At 53.4% G+C, this 16,889-nt stretch carries 15 protein-coding genes; 8 read left to right on the forward strand and 7 right to left on the reverse strand.

Annotation, left to right across the window (positions count from 1 at the left end; genetic code table 11):
• Nucleotides 1–469: cation-transporting P-type ATPase (locus M0R70_09570; GenBank protein ID MCK9419613.1), on the reverse strand; the 469-nt coding region annotated here is incomplete at its 3' end.
• A gap of 135 nt (nt 470–604) precedes the next feature.
• Nucleotides 605–904, reverse strand: a complete 300-nt coding sequence (locus M0R70_09575) for a zf-TFIIB domain-containing protein (protein MCK9419614.1) — start codon at nt 902–904, stop codon at nt 605–607.
• 647 nt (nt 905–1,551) lie between these two features.
• On the opposite strand from M0R70_09575, the gene M0R70_09580 reads away from it, so the two are divergent.
• The 3 genes from M0R70_09580 (at nt 1,552) to M0R70_09590 (ending at nt 3,024) form a co-directional block, all read left to right on the forward strand.
• Nucleotides 1,552–2,010 carry a DNA-binding protein gene (locus M0R70_09580; protein MCK9419615.1) on the forward strand — a complete coding sequence of 153 codons (459 nt, stop codon included), beginning with the start codon at nt 1,552–1,554 and terminating at the stop codon, nt 2,008–2,010.
• 358 nt (nt 2,011–2,368) lie between these two features.
• Nucleotides 2,369–2,515 carry a hypothetical protein gene (locus tag M0R70_09585; protein MCK9419616.1) on the forward strand — a complete coding sequence of 49 codons (147 nt, stop codon included), beginning with the start codon at nt 2,369–2,371 and terminating at the stop codon, nt 2,513–2,515.
• A 326-nt stretch (nt 2,516–2,841) separates the two neighbouring features.
• Nucleotides 2,842–3,024, forward strand: a complete 183-nt coding sequence (locus tag M0R70_09590) for a hypothetical protein (GenBank protein MCK9419617.1) — start codon at nt 2,842–2,844, stop codon at nt 3,022–3,024.
• Nucleotides 3,025–3,444: 420 nt separating this feature from the next.
• On the opposite strand, the gene M0R70_09595 is transcribed toward M0R70_09590, so the two are convergent.
• Nucleotides 3,445–4,146: an acetate--CoA ligase family protein gene (locus M0R70_09595; protein MCK9419618.1), complete on the reverse strand. Its 702-nt coding sequence runs from the start codon at nt 4,144–4,146 to the stop codon at nt 3,445–3,447.
• 200 nt (nt 4,147–4,346) lie between these two features.
• Complete coding sequence (locus M0R70_09600) at nt 4,347–5,717, reverse strand: CoA-binding protein (protein ID MCK9419619.1); 1,371 nt, start codon at nt 5,715–5,717, stop codon at nt 4,347–4,349.
• 224 nt (nt 5,718–5,941) lie between these two features.
• Here M0R70_09600 and M0R70_09605 point away from each other — a divergent pair, with 224 nt between their 5' ends.
• From M0R70_09605 to M0R70_09625, 5 genes are all read left to right on the forward strand, one after another.
• Complete coding sequence (locus M0R70_09605) at nt 5,942–6,952, forward strand: 4Fe-4S binding protein (GenBank protein ID MCK9419620.1); 1,011 nt, start codon at nt 5,942–5,944, stop codon at nt 6,950–6,952.
• 140 nt (nt 6,953–7,092) lie between these two features.
• Nucleotides 7,093–9,927, forward strand: coding sequence for an N-6 DNA methylase (locus M0R70_09610; GenBank protein MCK9419621.1), 2,835 nt, complete (start codon nt 7,093–7,095; stop codon nt 9,925–9,927).
• Between the two features lie 79 nt (nt 9,928–10,006).
• A complete protein-coding gene (locus tag M0R70_09615; protein MCK9419622.1) occupies nt 10,007–10,975 on the forward strand; it encodes a hypothetical protein in 969 nt (322 codons plus the stop codon).
• 236 nt (nt 10,976–11,211) lie between these two features.
• A complete protein-coding gene (locus M0R70_09620) occupies nt 11,212–11,502 on the forward strand; it encodes a nucleotidyltransferase family protein (GenBank protein ID MCK9419623.1) in 291 nt (96 codons plus the stop codon).
• On the forward strand, nt 11,499–11,834 hold the full coding sequence (locus tag M0R70_09625) for a DUF86 domain-containing protein (protein MCK9419624.1): 336 nt from the start codon (nt 11,499–11,501) through the stop codon (nt 11,832–11,834). Before M0R70_09620 ends, M0R70_09625 begins: the two co-directional genes overlap by 4 nt.
• Nucleotides 11,835–11,951: 117 nt before the next feature.
• On the opposite strand, the gene M0R70_09630 is transcribed toward M0R70_09625, so the two are convergent.
• The 3 genes from M0R70_09630 to M0R70_09640 all read right to left on the reverse strand — a co-directional run bounded on the left by M0R70_09630 (nt 11,952) and on the right by M0R70_09640 (nt 16,576).
• Nucleotides 11,952–12,734, reverse strand: coding sequence for a dihydropteroate synthase (locus tag M0R70_09630; protein ID MCK9419625.1), 783 nt, complete (start codon nt 12,732–12,734; stop codon nt 11,952–11,954).
• Nucleotides 12,735–12,821: 87 nt separating this feature from the next.
• Nucleotides 12,822–15,587: a cation-transporting P-type ATPase gene (locus M0R70_09635; protein MCK9419626.1), complete on the reverse strand. Its 2,766-nt coding sequence runs from the start codon at nt 15,585–15,587 to the stop codon at nt 12,822–12,824.
• 155 nt (nt 15,588–15,742) lie between these two features.
• Complete coding sequence (locus M0R70_09640) at nt 15,743–16,576, reverse strand: universal stress protein (GenBank protein ID MCK9419627.1); 834 nt, start codon at nt 16,574–16,576, stop codon at nt 15,743–15,745.
• Between the last annotated feature and the right edge of the window lie 313 nt (nt 16,577–16,889).

The raw sequence follows: 16,889 nt of genomic DNA on the forward strand, positions 1-16,889 counted from the left end.
TAAAAAGAGCGGCTTCGATCATTCGCATGTCAGCGGGGACGATTTTCCCCGCCTCGAGCAGAACGACATCGCCCGGCACAAGCCGGGAAGCGGAGATGGTTTCCGGCATGCCGTTTCTCATGACTGCTGCGGACGGCGCGGCCATTTTTTTCAGGGCAGCCATGGCCTTTTCCGCGCGGTATTCCTGGATAAACCCGACAACCGCGTTCAGGACAACAATGACAATGATGGCAATCGTGTCCGAGACTTCGCCGATGAAGCCTGAAATAAGCGCGGCGGCAATGAGGATGAGTATCATGAAGTCCTTGAACTGGTCGAGGAACATCATGAATGGAGACTTCTTCTTCTCCACCAGTTCGTTCGGGCCGTACTGATCGAGGCGCGCCCGCGCCTCATCGCTGCCGAGCCCCTGCGGCGTCGTCTTCTGTTCTGCCAGTACCTCTTCAACACTGAGTCGATGCGAATGCACAATACCTCCAGAAACAATACTCCGGACGGTCCGGGATCAAAGTGACAACGACGGCGGGACGGGCGGACCGCAATTGCATCTCATCCGGCTTGTCCCCTCTCAGCCCTGGCATCACAAAAAACGCGGGCCGCCATGCTACTTCTTAAAAACGCTGAAGAGTTTGTCGAGGCCCATCTTGTCCATCTTTGCCACCTGCTCCATCTCTCCGGCGTCGAGCCAGACCCCGTCGCACTCGGAACATTTGTCGATCTTAATTTCCTTGTAGTCTATCTCGATCAGTTCCATCCCGCACTTGGGGCACATCATAAAGTGAAGTTCTTTCCGTTTTTTCTTTTCTTCCCCGGCAAGCCGCCTGTGTTTTTCCTCCTCGAGCTTCTTCTTTTCCTCAAATGCCATTCTCGCAAAATATTCCGCTTCTTTTTCACTTGGCCGCATTTCAATTCCCCCTTTCTTTTATTTTTGGTAACTGCTCAGGTCAAACCTTAACAGGTTGTTGAAAAACACTTAGTTTACCCTTCGACCCTTCGGCAAGCTCAGGGCTCAGGGCGAACGGAGCGTGTATTGAATTTATTCGTATTTATCCGTTCGTGGTGAGCCTGTCGAACCACAAAAAGACTTTTTCAACAGCCTGTTAAAAACAAACCGTTCATGCTGCCTTGCTTTATTCGGGCCAAAAAAAAGACCTTTACCGCCGCAGAATATATTGCGCGATAAAGGTCTTGCTTGTTAGTGTTATCTAACTCGTGGTACCGGGCTCTTATCGAGCCGTGCTGTCGATAGCCACGATTCAGCTACTCCCCTTTATTGACATTGTAATGCTACCAGAGGTCGAGTCCCGATGTCAAGTCATCTTTGCCCCGGGGTAGTGGAGAAATGATTGCCTGGATTAAAGTTAAAATGAATGGATCAGGAGAATAACAGGAGGACGGATCGCCGCTACCATCCGTCCTCAGGCGGGGCACCGGGAAAAAAGGTAAAAAAAGATAAGACTCCATCCCTGCAGGTACAGAATAAATAGTGGTATAATTTGATTTTCCGGCCGTCATGGCCGGACATTCTTTTCTCTCAAGGAGGGGATAACAATGAAGACGTTGAGAATGATCGTATTGGTGCTCTTAGTCGCAGGGATGGTTTTACCTCCTGCCGCATTTGCGCAGCGTGGCATGAGGTGGAAGGGCAGCGGAGGCTGGGGCTCCGGAGCCCCGTACGGACGGATGTACGATTCAAAGACCGTGGAAACAGTATCCGGTGAAGTTATCAACCTTGCGCTCCTGACCCCGACAAAGGGAATGGGTCAGGGTATTCACCTACTTCTAAAGACGGACAAGGAGACGATCCCGGTCCATTTAGGGCCTGCCTGGTTCATCGAAAACCAGGACCTCAAGATCGAGAAGGGAGATCGCATCGATGTGAGAGGATCGCGCATCATGTTCCAGCAGAAGCCCGCGATCATTGCCGCGGAGGTCAAAAAAGGGAGTGAAACCCTCATGCTCAGAGACGATAACGGGTTCCCGGTCTGGAGCGGCTGGAGACGTCGTTAGTTTTAGCAAATCTCCATCGCAAGCGAATGGACACAGGGTGACTTTCAAACACAGTCCGGCCGGATGAATTTTTTTCAAGGACATCCATGAAGATATTTCTGCTTGCGTTCGTGGTCCTGAATCACATTGTGGGCTGTGTCGCGCATCATCCCGGTCCATTAACGGTGTCCGTTTTACCCTGAGGGTAAAATAGGGGGAGTTTTTTTATTCTTGCTATCTTTGTCAAGGTCAAACAGGTTGTTGAAAAAGTCTTTTTGTGGTTCGACAGGCTCACCACGAACGGATAAATGCTAAAAATATCAATACACGCTCCGTTCTCACTGAGCCCTGAGCTTGCCGAAGGGTCGAAGGGCATACGGTGCGTTTTTCAATGTTCCTGAGCGCTGAATGGTCGCTGATGAAGAACCGGGCGGGAGAGTGCGATCTCCAGACCAGCAAGGAGAACGCGACGGGGACGAGCACGACGAACAATATCGTCTCGCTGGCGGTAAAGTATAACTATTAAAAGAGTTAAGGGAAGCAAAACCGCTTTGCTTGCCGACGATCTCCCCAAAACTCAATCTTTTTCAGTGATGCTACGTTTTCTAAACTTTCCCGGCAAGCAAAGTTCTCCTTTGTTTCTCCTCAATAGGGGGGGAGGCAAAAAGGGGCATTGTATCAATCATCCCATTCAGTTATTCATAACCCGCTTATTCAAAGTGTTGTCTTGACTACCCTTGCGATATTGCTTATACTTGGCTTCGTTAAAGTGCGGGCTGGCAAGCTATTTCGGTATTGTCTTGATCCTTGTTGGATCAGGTTTGTTTACTAAAATATGAGGGGAGAAAATGAATGTTAAAAAAGAATGACATGCCTCTTTGTGAAGCGGCAAATTATTTCAAGGAAGAGATTCTTGAGATCATGCCGGATATCGCGGCGGCCCAACTCGCTGACATGGTGTCATTATATATTTACTATCAATATGGCATTACCAAAGAAGAAGCAAAAAAAGTTATTGAGAAAACCTGTTTATGAGAACTTGGATTAATTACACTTTATAGTATCCCCGCATGGTCTTTTTGAGTTACCGTTTCAAGATAGAAGCCGGCAACCACGGCATGAAACAGTGGAATTTCAAGGAATGAAAACCGCGTGAGTTTCAAACTCGCTGTCGTAGATCTGCCCGGGGCGGCGAGGGTTTCACTTCACTACTATATAGAAGCGATCTGTCGAGTTTCGCGATGACAGCATACTCCCCGCCGATCTTCTGCTGTTTGCACTTGGCTCCCCAAACAGATTCCGACCCGAACTCCCTCTTGAATATCTCGGTGATGTACCACTCCAGCCGGGAAATCAGTTCTTAACAAAATATTGAAAACAGCATGTCACCGATAAAGTCCTTCGAGGATGACAGCGCAGAAATATTTTCGGTTTGCGCCGAAGTCGACGCTCCACTTATGCAAGGATCACCCGCACATCGAGCGCTGCCGCGCCCCTGGCGTAAACGCGGACGGGGTTGAGATCGATCTCTTTGATCTCGGGATAGTCGGCCATAAGCTTCGACAGGGCGGTCATGATCGAAAGCGCGGCCTCCTGGTCGAGCGCCGGACTTCCCCGGAACCCTTTCAGGAACATGCCTGCCCGGGTCCGGGCGATCATGTCGAGCAGCTCCTCGCGCGTCATGGGCAGGATGCCGAAGACCGCGTCTTTCAGCGCTTCGACCCAGACGCCGCCGAGCCCGAAGGCAATGGAGGGGCCGAACTGTTCGTCGCGCAGACCGCCGATCAAAAGCTCAAGCCCGGCAGGCATCATCTTCTCGATCAGAAAATACCGGATCATGCTTCCCGGCGCCCGTGACGCGGTCATATTCTTCATCGTCGTTATCGAGGCCGAAAGCGCCGCGCTGGTGGCGATGTTCAGCATCACAGCCCCCGCGTCGGTTTTGTGCAGGATATCGGGGGAAACGGCCTTGAGCACGACGGGAAAGCCGAGCTTCTCGCCGGCGGCCACGATGGCCTTGTGGTCGGAGGGCTCGACCAGCACATGCCGCGGGACGAGAATACCCGCCGAGCTCGCAAGCTCCTTGCCCTCGTGTTCGAAGAGCGCCTTGCGGCCTTCTTGTAATGCGGATTGAATGATCTCTTGTGGAGTTTTCATAACGCGATCTTCAGTTACAACCAATCCCCCTCACCTCGGTCCTCTCCCTCGTGGGGGAGAGGATGCAAACCTCCCTCGCCCCTTGCGGGAGAGGGCTGGGGTGAGGGGTCGATTCAAGTTCAAACATCGCGCGAACAGGTCAAGGCTTCGACGTGAGTTCAGCCGAACGTACCGAGGAGAATAACGCGATCGTTTTTTGTCTAAGTCTTTCTGCACGTCGCTTTTCTGAGTGCCGCAAGCGCCCGCACCGCGCGCTCGGGCGACGGGTAGACGGGGATGCCGAGTTTCACCAGTGAGAACATGGCCTCTTGCGTATAGCCCAGGCCCTGCAGGATACAGCAGGTTACCGGTTTCTTCGCCTCGTGGCAGGCGCGGGCTATCATGCCGGTCGCTTCTTCGGTCACGGTGGTGGCGCCCATCAGCACGATGACCACCGCGGCATCGTAGTGCGGCAGCGCTTCTTTGAGTGCCGTGTAATAGTCCTCATTTTTTCCGCTGCCGGTGATATCAATGGGGTTCCGTGTTACAAAGAAAGAGGGGAAGGTCCGGCCGAGCCGCTCCTGTACCTCCTGCGGCATGACCGGCATCGTGAATCCTTCCTGTTGGGCCTGATCGGAAGCCGCGACTGCCATACCGCCGCCGTTCGTCACGATCAGGAGACGGTCCCCTATGCAGGGATAGTTCATGAGCGTAACCGCCTTTGCCGCGTCGATCATGTGATCGAAGCCGTAGGCTTCGACAGATCCGGCCTGCCGGAAGGCGGCCTGATACAGTCCGTACTTTCCCGCCAGCGTTGCCGTGTGAGACGCAACGGCAGCGGCCCCCAGTTCATATTTGCCCGCTTTCCAGACCACGAGCGGTTTGTCCGCCGCGAACGCCTTTGCCGCGCGCAGGAACTTTTTCCCATCGGCCACAGACTCCATGTACATGGCGACCGCACTGGTCTGCGGGTCCTCTCTAAAATAGTCGAGGCAGTCCGCATCATCCACATCAAGCCGGTTGCCGTAGTTCACGGCCTTGGCAATGCCCATGCCGTCCCGGGCGAACGCTTCCATCAGGATGACGGTGATGGCGCCGCTCTGCGAGATGATCGAGAGACGTCCCGCCACGGGCCTCGATACGCGCTCCCGGGAGACAAAGAAACTGTCGAGCCCATTGTCCGTGTTGTACACGCCGAGACAGTTCGGTCCGATGACCCGGATGCCATGCTGCTTTGTTTTTTCAGCGATACGCTTCTGCATGGCGATACCCTCGTCGCCTGCCTCGGCAAATCCGGAACTGATGATGATGACCCGGCGAATGCCTTTTTCATGCAGGGCGTCGATCTCCTTTTCCACGAGCGGAGAGGGCAGGGCGATGATGGCCAGATCGATCGGGTCCGGTATTGACCCGATGGCCGGGTAACAGCGGTGTCCGAGCAGATTCTCATGCTTCGGGTTCACGGGATAGACCGCGCCGTTAAAGTGGGCGAGGTTCTCCAGAATGGCTGTTCCGGGCTTGGTGGGCTTGTCCGTGGCGCCGATGAGCGCGACGGTCCTGGGGTAGAAGAATTCGTGGAGTTCGTGGGCCATGATTTAAAATATCATATTTTCGTGGCAAATGTAAGGGATATTCCCGCATTTATTCAAGCGCAGGAAGTCCGGGGCCGGACTTCGGTGTTGAGCTTCCACCTGCTTTCGCCATATGCATTGCCGGGGAATTCTCATACATAACCAGTATGCCGCAGGGGATATTCATCGCTTTTTTATGATTTCCGTCATATCGAAAAAACTGAAAATGCAGTATGATTACAACCATGGAAGGTCAAATAAAGTATATTCGTTTTCTGCGATACGCGGTGCAGTTCGGTTTTCTCGCGCTCACGGTATTCATCGGCTACCGGTTTTATCAGTTCGTCCTGCATTTCGAGGTCGCGGGCCAGCCGTTCGTCCAGAGACCGCCGTCGGTGGACGGCTTCCTGGCGATCGGCGGGCTCATGGCCTTCAAGTTATTTCTCCTGACCGGCATTGTCGAACCAGTGCATCCGTCCGGCTTCATCATGTTCGCGGCGATCCTCGGCGTCTCCCTCGCCATGAAAAAGGGCTTCTGTGGCTGGATCTGCCCCGTCGGCACGCTGTCGCAGTATGTCTGGATGGCGGGGGAGAAGGTGTTCGGGAGGAACTTCCGCATCGGTCCCTTCACGGACATCTCCCTCCGGTCGATCAAGTACCTTCTCCTTGGTCTCTTCCTGTTCCTGATCGGCATTGCCATGCCGACGAGCATGATGGCACTGTTCTTTATCGCCGACTACTACAAGATCGTGGACGTGCGGATGTTGAAGTTCTTCACCGAGATGACCACGCTCACCATGTGGGTCCTCATCGCGCTCGGCGTGCTCTCCCTGTTGTACAAGAACTTCTGGTGCCGCTATCTTTGCCCCTACGGCGCGCTTCTTGGTTTGCTCAGCAGATTCAGCCCATTCAAGGTGCGGCGGAACGAAGAGAAGTGCATCCACTGTCATGCCTGCACCGAGCACTGTCCGTCATTGATCGATGTGGAGAAAAAAGAGGTAGTGAAATCAGAGGAATGCTTCGGATGCCTGACCTGCGTAAGCCGTTGCCCCGCCGAAGGCGCGCTCGATCTCACTGCCGGTATTGGTAAAAAAGTCCGGATCGTACAGCCCTGGCTCTTTCCCGTTTTCCTGATCGCGCTGTTCTATCTGGTGATCGGCATTGGTATTGTGACGGACAACTGGCATTCGAAGATTCCCTACGAGGAGTATCAGCGGCTCATTCCGGAAGTGCAGAAGGACTTTATGAAGCGGTAAGCGCAACTCAATGCGCTCTCTCTCCGTCTCGTCAAGGACCTAACCGACTGATTAACCCCATCAGTATCAATCTCCTTGCTATTTCTCGCCAACTGTAATATCTTTTCCCCTGAAAGAGTTTGTTCGAGGCCCTTGATAATATGCCCTTATCACTGAACGAAATCAAAGACCGCGCCCTCGCGTTCTCCCGTGAGTGGGAAAGCGAGAAGTCGGAGAGCGCAGAGGCGCAGACGTTCTGGAACGAGTTCTTCAACGTCTTCGGCGTGACGCGCAGGCGGCTGGCGAGCTTTGAGGAGCCGGTCAAGCGTGCGCGGAAACGCTTCGAGGAAAAAGGCGGCAAGGGCGGCTTCATCGACCTTCTGTGGAAGGGGATGCTCGTCGCCGAGCACAAGTCGGCCGGCAAGGACCTTGATTCAGCGTATAAGCAGGTTTTGGAATACTTTGAAGGCCTCGCGGAGCGTGATCTACCCCGGTACATTATTGTCTCCGATTTCGCCCGCATCCGTCTGCATGACCTCGACACCGACACCCGTACTGAATTTCCCCTCAAAGACCTCTACAAACACATCAAGCTTTTAGGTTTCATCGCAGGCTATACCACGCAGCGTATTGAGGCGCAGGACCCGGTCAACATCAAGGCGGCCGAGCGCATGGGTAAGCTCCATGACCGCTTACGATCCGCTGGTTACGAGGGACACGTCCTTGAAGTGATGTTGGTGCGGCTGCTCTTCTGCCTCTTTGCCGAGGACACCACGCTCTTTGAACCGCGCGGTTCGTTCCGTGATTTTATCGAGAACAACACTGTCGAAGACGGCTCCGATCTCGGGCCGAAATTGTCGCTTCTGTTTCAGGTCCTGAATACAGCCGAAAGTAAACGCCAAAAAGGCCTCGATGAAGTATTCACCGCTTTCCCGTATGTAAACGGTCGGCTGTTCGAGGAGACCCTGCCGATATCCGCCTGTGATAGCGCAATGCGCGCTTTGCTTCTCGACTGCTGCGCGCTTGACTGGGGGAGGATATCACCCGCCGTCTTCGGAGCGCTTTTTCAGTGCGTCATGGACGAGGAGGGTTCGGCCCGGCGGCGCAATCTCGGAGCGCACTACACCAGCGAAGAGAACATCCTTAAACTTATTAAGGCCTTGTTCCTCGACGATCTCTGGGCGGAGTTCGAATCCGCGAAGAGGAACACGAACAAGCTGTTTGAACTGCATAAGAAGCTTTCTGGTCTTAAATTCTTCGATCCAGCATGCGGATGCGGCAATTTTCTGGTCATCGCATATAGAGAACTGCGGTTGCTTGAACTCGAAATTCTCCGGGCCGCGCATAAAACGAGTCAAATGAAGCTTGATACACTGTGGCGAGAGATTCAGGTCGATGTGAACCAATTCTACGGCATCGAGATCGAGGAGTTCCCGGCCCAGATCGCCCAGGTCGCGCTTTGGCTTACAGACCACCAGATGAATATGAAGGTATCCGAAGAGTTCGGCCAGTACTTCCGCCGCTTGCCGCTGATTCACTCGGCATCGATCCTTTGCGGCAATGCACTTCAGATGGACTGGAATAAGGTCATCTCCGCCGAGCATGTTGACTATATTCTCGGCAATCCGCCGTTTGTGGGGAAGCACTACCAGAACGCGGCGCAGAAGGCCGACATGGCGCTTGTGTTCAGAGGCGTTAAAGGAGCAAGTGATCTGGATTACGTTGCAGCGTGGTATATAAAGGCTGCGCACTATGTACGGGGCGATGATAGGATTGCCGGTTTCCTCGACAATTTACCAGATATGCCAAAACCTCCGCGAGAGCGCGTGAAGATTGCTTTTGTTTCGACTAATTCCATCACTCAAGGCGAACAAGTCAGTTTACTATGGGCAGAACTATTACAGCTTGGTGTCAGAATTCATTTTGCCCACCGCACATTTAGGTGGAGCAATGAGGCACGTGGGCAAGCAGCGGTCCATTGTGTCATTATCGGATTCGCGCTCTTCGATATCCCCAGAAAACGCCTCTTTGAATACGCTGATCTCGTAAGCGAGCCCCACGAAATCGCGGTTGACAATATTACCCCCTATCTTGCGCCCGGACCGGACATTATAATCAAGAAGCGTCAAACACCAATCTGCAATGTTTCTGTTATACGTTATGGCAACAAACCGAGTGATAACGGTAATTTTATTATTGACGAAGAGGAAAGAAAGGCACTTATTAAAAGTGAGCCTGATGCAGCGCGTTTTATTCGGTCTTATATGGGTTCGGAGGATTTCATCAATAGTAAGAAGCGATACTGTCTATGGCTGAAAGATGCCTCACCGCGCGATCTACGAGTTTTGCCCGAAGTAATGGCCCGTGTCGAACGGGTGCGGGACTTCCGCGCAAAAAGCAGTGCTGCGCCGACACGTGAAGCAGCAAAAAATCCTACGTTGTTTTTTTATACATCTCAACCAGATACAGATTACCTTGTTATTCCGGAAACCTCATCTGAGCGTCGTCAATTTATACCGATTGGTTATGCATCAAAGAACATAATTGCAAGTAACGCTCTTTGGATGATTCCGCAAGCTTCCTTGTATACATTTAGCATGCTTTGCTCCACAATGCACATGGCATGGGTTCGACAAATTGCAGGGAGACTGAAAAGCGACTATCGCTATACTGGTAGTTTAGTCTACAACAATTTCCCCTGGCCGAGCGATCTGACTGACAAACAGAAAACAACTATCGAAGATGTCGCGCAGGGCGTTCTTGATGCTCGTGCTGCGCATCCCGATGCGTCGTTAGCAGACCTGTACGATCCCGTTGCCATGCCGCCGGACTTACGCAAAGCGCATCAGGCGCTGGATAAGTCCGTCGATGCCGCATATGGGAAGAAGACTTTCGCGTCCGATGCCGAGCGGGTAGCATTTCTGTTCGAGCTGTATCATAAGTACACGAGTCTGCTGCCCGCGCCGGAGAAATCAAAACGCAGAAGGATAAAGTAGGTTGTTGGATTATGCTTCGCATAATCCAATGGGTGGGACTCATGATGTGGCTGGGTTTCTATTTATTTGAAGAGATACGATGCTTGATAACACAATCATAGTTGTAAATGATGAGCCATATTGCGTTTGGGAAGCACAACTACACGAAAGGAATACCCAATTCCTTTCTGGAATAGATGCGGAATACTACGAATATCTTTTCAAACTTTACATGGGTTCGGAAGATGAAGAACGTGCATCAATCGCACTAAGATCAGCATTTCACCATGCGCAGGAGACATTCTTTTCCTTAGTTGGCGCCTTGCTCCAAGCTCCTAACGCCGCATATGCTTGGATCGCTAAGTGCACTAATCACGATCTTCGAGAGATCGTCAAGAAAATCAGTAATGAAGACGAATCTCTCTATACAAGGTTCACGTTTAAGGACAACTACGTTTCATGGCTTGCCATCTCCAAAATCGTTTGTAATTGGTACTTGCCGGGAACTGAAAAACAGAAATCAACAATCGAGTTGTTCTCTCAACTTTGGCTACGGCTATCGCACGAATTCCTAGATGAGCATAATATCAATGAATATAAAAGCATTAAGCACGGATTTCGAATACAGCCAGGTGGTTTCACCATGTCATTCGCCCTTGAGCATGAATATGGTGTGGCTCCGCCTCCTTCAGAGATGCAGTTTTTAGGGGGCTCAAAGTACGGTGCATCGTTTTTTATTGTAAATCCTGTTGGAAATACCAAAGGAAACAGAAGTATTACCTCTCGTCGGTATTGTATAAACTGGAAAATAGAAAAAATGGGGGCTCTGTTACAGTTACTCGCTCTCTCCATTCAAAATGTTACAAATGCGCTGAAAATTCTCAATGAAACTCCCGCAGGTGAATGTAAATTTACGCGACCGAGCGAAGATCAGGATTTTACTGCACCATGGGAGCATGAGCCTGAAATTCCGTGGAGTAATGTTGATTTTGTGATAGACCAGCAAAGCATACCGCATCTAACCAGAACAGAATTGATGAAAAAATTGAAGCAGCAGAAAAAGTCTTGAGGTTGGCGCGTTGGATGATGGCAAAGGAACCTCTTATTCCGAAGCACGATTGCCGCTGAGACGTTCTGGATATTGAAAGAGAATAAGCCCCTTGATCATGTCCGGTTTGTCGCCAATCTGAACCGGCTGCCAAAACTTCCGGAATAGTATTTGTGCGATTGATTTTGTAAGGGCATTCGGGTAGAATTACGGTAGATACTATTTCTGTGAGATCGACGCATGCCAAGAGGCGGGTCATGAAAAACAAAGAAGAAATAATTAAATCCATAAAAGCCCTTCACCGTGAGCTTAAAACGTATAAGGTTCGAGAGATCGGCGTTTTCGGATCCGTTGTCCGCGGCGAGCAGAAACAGGCGAGTGATATTGACGTTCTTGTTGATTTTGAAGACAACGCCGACCTTTTCGACCTCGTAGGTCTCGGTTTGTTCCTTGAGGAAAAGCTCGGCCAAAAAGTCGATGTTGTTCCGAGGAGGGCTTTGAGGAAAGAGATCAGAGATTCCGTTCTCAAAGAGGTCGTCCCGGCATGAGAGAATACAAGCTCTACCTCTCCGATATACTTGCCGCGATGGAAAGCATTGAGCGCTTTATCGAGGGGATGACTTTTGAGCAGTTTCAGCAAGACGATAAAACTACCAGCGCAGTGGTACGGAAATTAGAGATCATCGGCGAAGCCTCCCGGAATATTCCCGACGAAATCAAACGACAACATGCGGAAGTACCCTGGAAAGAGATGGCGGGGATGAGAGACCGGTTGATCCATGCCTATTTTGGGGTGGACTATAGTCTGGTGTGGACTACCATTAAAAACCGTGTGCCGGCGGCAAAGCAAATGATCCGGAAAGTTATCGCCGGGATTTAAATATTTTATATAAGGTATTCATATCGCAGGCTGAAGCCTGCGGCTACCATAGTCCAAAAAAAACAGCGGAGGCAGACTGCCCCTGCTGTTTTTTTACCAGCCATCGATTATCTGTTCTTACCCCAAATCCCCCGCCGCGAAGGTGATCTCGTCGCGGAACGCCTTGATCAGATATACCACCTTCATAAGCTCCGCATCGTTCACATTCACCATCGCAGCGCTCAGCCCCGCTCCCGCAAGATAGGCGAGATACGCCGAGGCCACAATGGACTTAACATTCTTCGGCAGTCCCGTTGTCACGTTCGAGATCCAGACCGCCGTGTTGAGCGGCGGGTCGACCATCTCGTTCAACACCACGATGCTTTCATGGGTGTTGAGCAGATGCTCCTGCCCGTTGCCCCTGGCGATGTGGACCACCGACGGGTCCGCAAAGATCCGCTCGTTCGGGATGTCCGCCTCATTCGCCTGTTCGATCAGGTCCTCGAGGACCATGAGCTTCGCCTCGAGCGTGGCGGGTACCGTGCCCTTGAGCGCCCTGATGACGATGTTCGATCTGCTCTCCCGAACGAGGCTCAGGAGCTCATCGGGGTCCTTCTCATCCGCGGAAAGATAATTGATGATCGGCGGTTCCGTACAGAGCGGGACGGCGATTTTGAGCGCCTTCACATTCCGCGAGTCCAGGCAGAGGGGCAGGTCCGAGCCCTGCTGCACGGCCTCGACCGCCATCGGGAGGAATATCTCGTCGCCGACACCGTCCAGCGAGACCTGTACATTGATCATGTCCGCGCCTTTGGCGGCAAGTTCCTTTGCCATGGCTTCGATGGCCTTCTTGTCTTTTTTCTTCACCGCGTCCATATAGGTCTTGTTCCTTACACTGAGATTGTCCGCGATCACGAGCATAGGGCCCTCCTTGGTAAATTGAAAGAATATCCGACGGGATGGTGTTCCAATAAAGAGTATAGCATAAATTCATGGCGCTCTTGTTCACTACGCAGGACGCATCTTCTTTGCGATGAGCTTCCGCATTTCCTCGGCCAGAAGCAGCAGAAACGCGAAGGGAATGAGCACGAGCCAGGTGCGGAGCGAGATCGGGGCAGTGGAGAAGACCTTGTTTCCCAGGGGATGGTAGACGATGAAGAGCTGGAGCGCGAGTTCGACCGCGACGGCGGCGAAGATGAGCTTGTTCGCAAAGAACCCGGTCGTGAACACCGACTCCCGCGGCGAACGGCAGGCGAAGACATTCGCGACCTGGGCGACAACGATCGCGGTCAGGCAGGCCGTGGTCGCCTGCATATACAGAAGGTCCGAGGCCGGGAGCACGGTACCCCAGGTCCACCCTCCGTTGTTCAGCACCCAGAAGAACCCGAACATGCAGGCCACGGCTTCGAGCGGGCCGAGAAACAGATATGCCCGGGCCACGAGAGGGAAGTTCAGCAACCGCTCGTTCACTTTTCGCGGCGGCCGTTGCATAACGCCGGGCGTGGGCTTTTCAGCGCCCAGCGCGAGAGCGGGAAGCATGTCGGTGCCCAGGTCGACCAGCAGGATCTGGAGGATCGTGAGCGGGAGCGGGATGTTGAACAGGATATAGCCGAGGTACGGCACCGCCTCGGGGATATTCGACGCGAAGATATAGGTGAGAAACTTTTTAATGTTCTCGTAGACCGTTCGCCCCTCCTCCACGGCATTCACGATCGTGGCGAAGTTATCGTCAAGCAGGACCATGTTCGAGGCTTCCTTGGCCACGTCAGTGCCTGTAATTCCCATGGCTATGCCGATGTCCGCCTTCTTCAGCGCGGGCGCGTCGTTGACGCCGTCTCCGGTCACGGCAACCACTTCTCCTTTGTCCTTCAGGAGCGACACGACGCGCATCTTGTGTTTGGGCGTCATGCGGCTGAAGATCAGCTCTTTGCTCGCCAGTTTTTCCGTCAGCTCCTGGTCGGTCATCTGACCGAATGCGGAGCCTTCGATGATCACCGGAGTTCCCTGGACCAGTCCGATCTGTTTGGCAATGGCAAGGGCGGTCCGGCTCCCGTCGCCGGTGATCATGATGATGCGGATCCCCGCGCCATGACATTTTTTGACGGCCTCGGGCACTTCGGGCCGCGGCGGGTCCTGGAGCCCGATCAGGCCAAGGAACGTCATGTCCTTTTCAATGTCTTCGGGATGCGCAACCACCCCACCCGCTTCCCCGGGGGGGGAGGACGCAGGGTCGTGAACATCCTTTGACGCAAAGGCCAGCACCCTGAGGCCCATGTCCATGAGCACATGATCCGCGTGAATAACGTCCTCCCGGTTCACCTCCTCGAGCGGTTTGCGCTCTCCCTTGATCATAAAGTGGCTGCACAAAGGCAGCAGTTGCTCCATGGCGCCCTTGGAAAAAGCCGTTGTGCCGCCTTCCTGCACGCAGCCGATCGTCATCATCTTCCGTTCGGAATCAAAAGGGATCTCGAATAACCGCTTTGCCGATACGTCGCCGAGGGCCTCGCGCGCGGCCTTGAGCAGCGCTGTTTCGGTTGGATCGCCGCGGTACTGGTTGTCAGCGAAGCTCGCGTTATTGCAGAGGGCGGCCGTGGTGAGAAGAGTTCGGAGCGTGGAGACTTCGACGAACTCAGTCGAGTCGTTCGGAGTGTTGAGTAAAGGCGCTTGATCCCGAACTCCGAACGCAGCCTGCCCTCGAATAATTCTATCGGGGGAACGCTGAACTATTTCCCCATCCACCCAAATTGTATCCACCGCCATATTGTTCTGGGTGAGCGTGCCGGTCTTGTCCGTGCAGATCACCGTCACCGAACCAAGGGTCTCGACAGAAGAGAGCGTTTTTATCAGCGCTTTCCGCTTCGCCATGCGCTGGCTCCCCATGGCGAGCGCGAGCGTGACGGTCGGGAGCATGCCCTCGGGAATAAGCGCAACGGTGATGCCGATGGTAAAAATAAAATTCGCCCAAAAGGTCCTCCCGATGGCAAAACCGAGGATAAAGAAGAAGGCGCCGACCACGGCGGCAATGACCGCGACGATCCGTGTGGCCTTCACGATCTCTTTCTGGAGCGGGGAGAGACCCGGCGTCACCGTTTCCGTCAGAAGAGCGATCCTCCCGAACTCCGTGCGCATACCGGTTGCAAAGACGACCCCGACGCCGTTCCCGCTCACCACGTTCGTGCCGGCGAAGGCGATGTTCGGGCTGTTGATGGGATCGCCCGGGACGGGCTCACTGCGCCGGAGCGCCGGTTCCGACTCGCCGGTGAGGGAGGCATTATTGACCTTCAGCGCATTTGACTCGATCAGCCGGAGGTCGGCAGGCACCTTGTCTCCCTCGGCAAGCCGTATGAGGTCGCCGGGAACGACCTCCTCGGCGGGCACCTCGCTCTCTGTTCCGCTCCGGATGGCTTTCACCTTGAAGGGAAGCAGTTTCTTCAGCGCTTCCAGCGCCTTTTCCGCGCGGTACTCCTGGGTGAACGTGAAGACCGCATTGATGACGATGACCGCTACGATGGCGAGACCGAGGGTGAGCATGCCCTCGCCGGGATTGAGGTACTCGGAAAGAAACGAAAAAAAAGCCGCCAGCCAGAGCACGATGGCGAGGAAGTGGGTGAACTGGCCGAGCAGCCTGAGGACAAGGCTTTTCCCCTTTATTGCGGTGATCTCATTGCGGCCGAACTCGGCAAGCCGGCGCTGCACCTCCTCCGTGCTTAAGCCCTGGGCCGAAGCGACCAGCGTTTTGAAAACGTCTTCTTTTGTCAGTTCATTGATCTTCATGAGTCAGAATAAGTTTACCGTGGAGAAACAGAGGCGCGCAGTTTGAAATCCGAGGGAGAATGGACGATTACGTCTTTTTGCTTTTACGTCTCTCTTCCCTCGTCCTTCGTCCGTCATGCCCACTCATTTCCTCTGTGCCTCCGTGGTAAACGGTTTCACTTCCTCGGTCTCAGGATGATCAAATCGCAGGTCGTTTCGCGCAGGACGCGTTCCACGGGATTGCCCCTGATGAGGGAGTCCAGGAGGCTTCGTTCGCTTGCGCCCATGATGATAAGATCGTGCCGTTTTGCCGCGGCCTCGATGGTGATGGTCCTTGCGGCAATGCCGGGCAAGAGTTTTTTCTCATGGCTGATGTCGTTGCGGTCCAACTGTTCGACGAATAGAGCAATATCCGCCGGAAGTCTGGCCTCCCATTCCGCGGGCGTCAGGTGGATCTCGCCGTGGAAGAACCGCGTCATGGGTTTGGTGGTATGGAACAAATGGATGCGGGATTCGAAGGCGCCTGCCATGAGCGCGGTGAAGAAGGCCCGCTCCGCGATGTGGCCCATCCGCGCTTTGAGGGGTACAAGGATGGTCTTCGGATGCACCCTGCCCAGGTGCACGACCCGCACGAGCGCGACCGAGCAGGGAAGGTGGAGGGAGAGCCGCCGCGCCGTGGTGCGCGCATAAAAGCGCTTCCGGACATCTTCGTGGCGCGTTGCCGCGAAGACAAGGTCGATCTTTTCCGCTGCGACGACCTTTCTGATCTGTTCATACGGGTCACCGGTCTCGAGCACGCAGTCCGAATGCACGCCAAGCTCCTGCGCCGCGCGGGCCAGCCGCTTGACCGCATCTTCGGCTGCCTGAAATGTCTTGCCCGAAAGCCCGTTCGAAGCAATGGAGCAGAAGGTGATCCGGGCCTTCGCCTGTTTCGCAAGATGGAGTGCGTAGCGAGCGGAGACCTCGGAGTTCAGATGTTCATTGACCGCGGCAAGGACCTTTTTGTACATGGTTAAAAGATAGCACCGGAAATGCTGAAAAGCAAATGAGCGGAATAATCAGGGTATAAATAAAAGATGCTGCTCATGGCAATCCATTATAATAACAAGCAGTCCTCTGAGTCTCCGCGTCTGCGGTGAGAAAAGCTTCTTCAACTAAAAATACGAAAGAAGCAAGATTATGGATTCCTGGATATGGGAATAGGGAAAATAACCAGCTCAATATGGCAAATTCACCATATAGAAGGCGCTCAACTCACACTTCTGAGGGAGAAGAGGCGATGGCAGCAAGACCTAACCAGTATGAAATTAGCAAGTTAGCGCG

This window comes from Nitrospirota bacterium (assembly GCA_023229435.1).
Lineage (GTDB): Bacteria > Nitrospirota > UBA9217 > UBA9217 > UBA9217 > JALNZF01.